Origin of the sequence: Aquabacterium sp., from assembly GCF_004297345.1 — a bacterium.
Taxonomy (GTDB): domain Bacteria; phylum Pseudomonadota; class Gammaproteobacteria; order Burkholderiales; family Burkholderiaceae_C; genus Aquabacterium.
On record NZ_SCTN01000366.1, the window covers coordinates 1 to 1,915 of the forward strand.

General features: G+C 61.6%; 3 protein-coding genes and 1 pseudogene. 2 read left to right on the forward strand and 2 right to left on the reverse strand.

The genetic code is table 11. The features are described 5' to 3' along the window. Together EPO09_RS13825 and EPO09_RS13830 are read left to right on the forward strand one after the other, a co-directional pair. The coding region (locus EPO09_RS13825) for a methyl-accepting chemotaxis protein (RefSeq protein WP_290643905.1) at positions 1-285 on the forward strand (285 nt) is incomplete at its 5' end. A gap of 61 nt (positions 286-346) precedes the next feature. After that, positions 347-781, forward strand: a complete 435-nt coding sequence (locus tag EPO09_RS13830) for a hypothetical protein (RefSeq protein ID WP_290643906.1) — start codon at positions 347-349, stop codon at positions 779-781. A 79-nt stretch (positions 782-860) separates the two neighbouring features. On the opposite strand, the gene EPO09_RS13835 is transcribed toward EPO09_RS13830, so the two are convergent. Beyond that, on the reverse strand, positions 861-1,283 hold the full coding sequence (locus EPO09_RS13835) for a universal stress protein (protein ID WP_290643907.1): 423 nt from the start codon (positions 1,281-1,283) through the stop codon (positions 861-863). A gap of 87 nt (positions 1,284-1,370) precedes the next feature. Then, positions 1,371-1,915, reverse strand: a pseudogene (locus EPO09_RS13840) (metallophosphoesterase); the annotation flags it as partial.

Sequence of the window (1,915 nt, forward strand, 5' to 3'; positions counted from 1 at the left end):
TCGGACAACGTGGATGAGGGTTACGCCCTGGCCTCGCAAACAGGTGAGTCCATCGAACGCCTGGTCAACCAGGTGCAGCAGGTCAGCCAGTTGATGTCGGAGATCGCCTCTGGCAGTGAACAGCAGCATCTGGGCATCGTGCAAGTGAACCAGGCCGTGACGCAGCTCGATCAAGCCACGCAGCAAAACGCCGCCTTGGTTGAAGAATCCAGCGCAGCGGCTTCCAGCCTGAGGGATCAGGCTCAGCAACTGCTGCATGCGGTGGGTCAATTCCGGCTGGCCTGAGCGAGCCTGGTTTCATGTCAACATAGCGCCTTGAACTCCTCATTCAGGCGCTGTTTTCGACATGACCATCAAACGCATCTTCATTGCCCTGCTGATCCTCGTGGTGCTGCCCGTGTCCTACTTCATGGGCGCGATCAAGTGGAGCTATTCGGACGGCGAGCGTGCCGGCTGGGTGCAGAAGCTCTCGCGTAAAGGCTGGGTCTGCAAGACCTGGGAAGGTGAGCTGGCCCTGGTGTCTCAACCGGGTGCCCCGCTGGAAAAATTCCCCTTCACCATCTGGGAAGACAAGGTGGCCGAAGACCTGAACAAGTTCATCGGCAAGCGTGTGTCGCTGCATTACGAAGAAAAGGTGGGCCTGCCCTCCAGCTGCTTTGGCGAGACCCGCTACTACATCACCAAGGTCACGGCCGTGGATGACATTTCCCTGTCGCCTGGGGTGGTGGTGCACACGGCACCTGCGGCGCCAGAGCCGGCCTCAGCGGCCAGCGTACCCTGAGCAAACCCATGCCCAACGACAAAGGCCCGCATCCAAGCGGGCCTTGTCGTTTCTGCGACGCGCAGAATGGGGATGCAGATCAGCGCACCAGCAGCACAGGCGTCTTGCAACGTGCCAGCACTTGGGTGGCCACCGAACCGGTCACCAGGTTCATCAGGTTGCTGTGGCCGTGCGAGCCCATGATGATCAGGTCGAACTTGCCCTTGTCGGCCAGCTTGGAGATCACTTCCGGTGCGTGGCCTGTCTTGGCCACGTAGTTCGTGGCCAGGTCGTGCTTGGCCGTGAACTTGCGGATGGGCTTGAAGATGCCGTCGGCCGTGTCGTCGTAATAGGTCTTGAGCTGGTCGGCCGGGAACATGGAGGCCGCATGCGGCGGGATCAGGGGGACCACGGTGAGCACCGTGAACTCATGGGCGCCGCTGAGCCATTCTTCATGGGTGGTCAGCCAGGCCAGCATGCGCTTGGTATAGGCACTGCCATCAACGGGGAGCAAGATCTTCATGAGGGTCCTCTTCTCTCTTCTCTTTAGCGAGACATCGGTCAAGTCAGGAGTCTAGTGCCAATCCAGCCTGCTCAAAGGCGTGGCGGATCAAGACAGGTCGATCACGAAGTGCGACTGGAAGGCGGCCTGTTCGCCCTTGCTGTAGTAGCCGCGAGGGTTGGCGACCACGCGGCAGGCGTAGGGCTGGCCTTCATGGGTGCCAGAGACGGTGTAGTCATTCGGGCAGTGCAGGTGGCCGTGCATCCACACTTGCGCGAAGGGCAGCAGGTGGTCGAGCGAATTGCAGAAGCCTGCCGTGCCGGGCGTGGCGCCATAGCGGGGGTCGCCACTGCGCAAGGTCGGGGCAAAGTGGGTGACGACCACGGTGCGGCCCTCAAAGGGTGTGGCCAGCGCTTGTTGCAACCAGGCCTGGCAGCCCAGCGACAGGGTGCGCATGTCTTCGGCCAGCATCGGGATGCCGCCTTGCAGCGTGGTGTTCTTGCGCAGGTAGAAGTTGGCCGCGCGGTAGGCTTTTTCGAGGGCCTGCAGGCGCTTGGTCTCCGTGCGCTCGGTTTTGGCGAAGGCTTCGAAGTCGCTCCACAGCGTGGTGCCGATGAAGCGCATATCGCCGATCGTGATGATGTCGCGGTCCA